At 41.9% G+C, this 4,746-nt stretch carries 4 protein-coding genes and 1 rRNA gene; 1 reads left to right on the forward strand and 4 read right to left on the reverse strand.

All coding sequences use genetic code 11. The features are described from left to right. Positions 1–108 precede the first annotated feature (108 nt). From JMX91_RS13090 to JMX91_RS13100, 3 genes are all read right to left on the reverse strand, one after another. On the reverse strand, positions 109–567 hold the full coding sequence (locus JMX91_RS13090; protein ID WP_227679426.1) for a 1-acyl-sn-glycerol-3-phosphate acyltransferase: 459 nt from the start codon (positions 565–567) through the stop codon (positions 109–111). A gap of 165 nt (positions 568–732) precedes the next feature. Next, positions 733–2,619, reverse strand: a complete 1,887-nt coding sequence (gene parE, locus JMX91_RS13095) for a DNA topoisomerase IV subunit B (protein WP_201549600.1) — start codon at positions 2,617–2,619, stop codon at positions 733–735. Positions 2,620–2,729: 110 nt separating this feature from the next. Next, complete coding sequence (locus JMX91_RS13100) at positions 2,730–3,398, reverse strand: YqiA/YcfP family alpha/beta fold hydrolase (RefSeq protein ID WP_201549601.1); 669 nt, start codon at positions 3,396–3,398, stop codon at positions 2,730–2,732. A gap of 187 nt (positions 3,399–3,585) precedes the next feature. Here JMX91_RS13100 and JMX91_RS13105 point away from each other — a divergent pair, with 187 nt between their 5' ends. After that, the gene (locus JMX91_RS13105) at positions 3,586–3,846 is read left to right on the forward strand and encodes a DUF1289 domain-containing protein (protein WP_057762147.1); all 261 of its coding nucleotides are present in this window, start codon (positions 3,586–3,588) and stop codon (positions 3,844–3,846) included. A 571-nt stretch (positions 3,847–4,417) separates the two neighbouring features. On the opposite strand, the gene rrf is transcribed toward JMX91_RS13105, so the two are convergent. Beyond that, positions 4,418–4,531, reverse strand: a 5S ribosomal RNA gene (gene rrf, locus JMX91_RS13110). Positions 4,532–4,746: the final 215 nt, after the last annotated feature.

A 4,746-nucleotide genomic window follows, 5' to 3' on the forward strand; every position in this document is an offset into this window, starting at 1 on the left:
CTGGGGCTATTATCAGACCGTGAGACCGCATGCTTTCAACGATTATTTGCCGCCAGCAGAAAAAGAGAGACGTTACTTTAATCAAAACCTCTTATCAGCTGTCCTAAATTAGTTGACCACTACAGGTGATAATCCCAAAAATAGTGGTTCACCAGTTTTGAACTTATCTATACTGGCTTGCAGCACAGAGCCTTTGTTACCACGATCGATAGGAATAACCCCTATCCAATTTAATAACTGTGCAAACACAGGAACTCTAAATAGCGTGTGCTTGCCCATAATGCTGATTTTAATGTCTAATGCAAACAGACTTGGAATCGCATAAATACCATCCACATTAGAAGTATGGGGCAGCGCAAGCACTACAGCTTGTGAGATATTTGGAATCTCGCCTACCGTACGCCAGCCTGACGCCTTTAACAGCGCGGATGCAATAACAGGCGCAAACTTGTTGCCACGCTTTGGAACCTTGTCTCCCAAATGCTTTTTGCTAAGTTTTGGGAGTACTTTGGAGCGCGCAGGCTTAGAAGCAACAGACTTAGAACGGTTAAAAATCTTCGGTATCATGACAGCACAATATAATGAAAGGTACTGACATAATACCATTAAGCCTTTATGGCTAGGCTGAATTTTGCGTGCTTTTATTATGTGATAGATCGTTTAACCATAAATATAAGTAATGACCTATTTCGATATTCTGTACACCTACTTCTTTAAACTTATTGCTAAGTGTTAAGAAATATCGGCCAAATCACCTTTACTCTCAAGCCACGACTTACGATCAGAGGCACGTTTCTTAGCCAGTAGCATATCCATCACACTATTGGTCAGTACCATGTCATCCATATCTAACTGTACTAAGCGGCGTGTATCACGGCTCATCGTCGTCTCACGTAGTTGCTCAGCACTCATTTCACCAAGTCCTTTAAAACGTGTAATCTGAGCTTTTTTATTGCCCGGTACGTTAGCCAAGATATGTGCAAGCTCTGGCTCATCCAATGCATAATGAACTTCTTTACCTACATCTACTCGATACAAGGGCGGCATGGCCACAAATAAATGACCCGCATCCACTAGCGCAGGGAAATGCTTCACAAACAGTGCGCAGATCAATGTCGCGATATGTAGTCCATCAGAGTCAGCATCCGCTAAGATACATATCTTGTCGTAACGCAGCTCGGACAAATCGTCAGAAGCAGGATCGACACCGATAGCAATGGCAATATCATGAATCTCTTGGCTTGATAGCACTGTATCTGATGATACTTCCCACGTATTTAGGATTTTACCGCGCAGAGGTAAGATTGCCTGATAATGACGATCTCTTGCTTGCTTCGCACTACCACCCGCAGAGTCACCCTCTACTAAGAACAGCTCAGCGCCATCACGCAAGTCACCACGGCAATCGGCCAATTTACCAGGCAATGCGGGTCCCTGAGTAATCTTTTTACGAGCGACTTTTTTGGCAGATTTCAGACGACGTCCAGCTTTATTAATTGCCAATTCAGCAATTTGCGTACCCATGTCCGCATGTTGGTTTAACCATAAACTGAAAGCATCTTTTGCCAATGTCTGTACAGCGCCTGCAGCCTCTCGACTAGATAAACGCTCTTTGGTCTGTCCAGAAAACTGTGGCTCAGAGAATTTAAGAGACAGGATATAGTTCACCCCATCCCAGACGTCTTCTGCGGTTAGTTTCACACTACGTGGTAGCAAATTATGAATATCACAGAACTCACGCAGCGCTTCTAAGATACCCGTGCGCAGACCATTGACGTGCGTACCACCTTGAGCTGTGGGAATCAGGTTTACATAGCTTTCTTGAATCGGCGTGCCACCATCAGGCAACCAAGACAAGGCAAAGGTAATAGCCGCTCGTTCGCCCGCTTTCGCATCATAATTATAATAAAACGGTGCTTCAGGTAAGATTTCCAAACCATCTAATTGTTCGCTTAGATACTCGACTACCCCATCCGTAAACTGCCAAACGACTTTTTCATCATTGATATCATCAGTGAATTCAATCGTCAGTCCAGCGGCCAGAACAGCCTTTGCTTTTAAATTATGCTTGAGCTGTTTTACATTAAATTTGGGCGTATCGAAGAAACTACCATCTGCCCAAAAGTGTACTCTTGTGCCACGTTTGCGTTTGTTTGAGCTGACTGCTTCCGTTAATGGCGTAACTGGTGCGCCATTTTCAAATGCCATATCAAACTGTGTGCTATCACGCCATACCGTAACCTCGACGCGAGTTGATAGCGCATTGACGACAGAGATACCCACGCCATGTAGACCGCCTGATACTTCATAATTAGAGGTCGAAAACTTTCCACCTGCATGTAAGCGAGTTAATATCAACTCAATACCAGATTGACCAAACTCAGGGTGAATATCAGTTGGCATACCGCGCCCGTCATCTTCGACAGACAACGATCCATCACTATGCAATTGCACCTTGATGGTTTTAGCATAACCAGCCAACGCTTCATCAACTGAGTTATCAATGACCTCTTGCGCCAAATGATTCGGGCGCGTGGTGTCGGTATACATACCTGGACGACGACGGACTGGCTCAAGACCTTCTAAAACTTCTAACGATTGCGCATTATATTGACTCACAAATGCATCCTTAACTGTTCGCGTGCGTTTAATTCTATTAAACCATTATAACGAAAAATAGCGACGTTAACGTTAATACTCCATCGCTTACGTCATATAATGTCGTCTATTTAAGGTTGTACTAAACTCTGTAAGATATTCATCACCATCGGCAGCTGCTCATCAAAGTCACTGAAGCGATGATCGCCACCTACTTGCACCGTTACCGATGCGCCATGACTTTGATAAAAATCTTGAGACAATTCAGAATTCAACAACTCATCGCCTTCTTTTAATAGCACAGCAACTTTATCGGGATAATTTACTGATAATAGCTGATTATCTGCAAACCACTGTAAATCAGCAGGCGTAATACTCCAGCCGCCCGCTGTCGTATGCAGAACTTTGCTAGTAGATGACTCATTTAAATTATCTTGACTTGATACTGATTGATTAGAGAAACGCTGTAAAGTGATATGGGGCTGCGTACTAGGATTGAGCAGTAAAACTGGGCAACCTATCTGATTGCTTATCAAAGTAGAAAAATACCCACCTAGCGAGCTACCGATTAATACCGTATTTGATAACTCAGTCTGCTTATCTGCTGATTTTCTATCTGCACTATTATTTAGTGATTTGATTAAAGACAGTAATTGCTCACACACTTGAGCAGGGGTTTTATTTAAATCAGGACGCAGCACATTAATATCAGGATGATGAAGCTGGCAATATTTTTCTAACAACACCCCTTTGGTCGAGTTGGCATCACTGTCCAATCCATGGATATAAATCAAGTTCACGTATCATCTCACTTATTAATTTTGTTATGATTATCTTATAAAGGCTATCAAAGCTAAGCATAGCACCCGCTAGACGGAAATAATAACAATAAAATGGCACACTATTAGTCAGTATTTGCGACATAATAATGTTGTACAGTGATTTTATGCAGGTCAAAGGAATGACGGTAGTCATTATGGAGGAGACATGAATCAACAGTTTGAGCTGTTCGAGATTGCCAATCCATGTATTGGTCTTTGCCAAAGTAATAAGAAGGGTTATTGCTTTGGTTGCCTGCGTAGTCGAACTGAGCGCCAGCTATGGCATGATATGACGACAGAGCAGCAGCGCGAGGTGCTACGGCTTATCGCAGGACGGAAGCTGCGTATAGAACAAATGAAACAGCGTAAAGATGAACAGTTAGGTTTTGATTTTGAAGAGATACCTGAGATAGGTGAGTTGTTTTAAGAAGTAATTAATCAGGCCAGACATGCCAACAGTATCCTCAAAATGCGTTAAATTTCGCTAAAATATATGCCCAATAACCTAACAGTAGAATCAGTAGTACCCACGGTATGGCGAAACACCAATAATATAAATCGCCAGTAGTAAATACGTAAAAATAAACAGCCATTCCAACACTGATTACAAGTGAAGCTGCATATCCAATCAACAAGGTAAAGAGAATGTTATTCTCAATTTTGGTTAAACTTGGGCTTCCCTCTGCACATATATAGAAAAGAAACCCGAAAGCAAAAGCCCCGCCAATAGTAATATGCAAAAATGATATTAAAACTAGCAACCAAATTGACACGTATACTTCCTTATTAGTCTAATGACGGCTTTGTCTTTAATACAGTGCTTTTTACAAGTTAGAAGCGCTTTCAATAAAAAATAGCATACCTTCAAGTTTTTCTATAATCAATACTGCAATACGCTTGCTAGAATAAATTAGACTGAAATCAGTAAATCCGCCATCAAACTGCACGCAAAGAAAATCCCCCGACAAGCTAATGTCGGGGGATATTTCAGAATAGAGAGCTGACGATGACCTACTCTCACATGGGCGAACCACACTACCATTGGCGCTACGATGTTTCACTTCTGAGTTCGGGAAGGGATCAGGTGGGGCCATCGCGCTATTGTCGTCAGCAAAGGGGGTTAGATATGAGTCTGTTTTATAGTTTTACTTATTTGACTAAGTATCACTTAACCTAACTGAATCAAGGTTAAAGGTGATATCGAAATGTTCTTTCTTATTCTATAAGCCACTACAGCTTATACAAGATAGATTAATTAGACTTGTATACAAACCACTTGGGTGTTGTATGGTCAAGCCAAACGAGCAATTAGTACAGGTTATCAAGC

The organism is Psychrobacter sp. Pi2-1, from assembly GCF_904846645.1.
Lineage (GTDB): Bacteria > Pseudomonadota > Gammaproteobacteria > Pseudomonadales > Moraxellaceae > Psychrobacter.

Bases quoted from the DNA above. Each gene is read 5' to 3' on its own strand.
- JMX91_RS13090 (WP_227679426.1), bottom strand. From the start codon at position 567: ATGATACCGAAGATTTTTAACCGTTCTAAGTCTGTTGCTTCTAAGCCT.
- JMX91_RS13105 (WP_057762147.1), top strand. From the start codon at position 3,586: ATGAATCAACAGTTTGAGCTGTTCGAGATTGCCAATCCATGTATTGGT.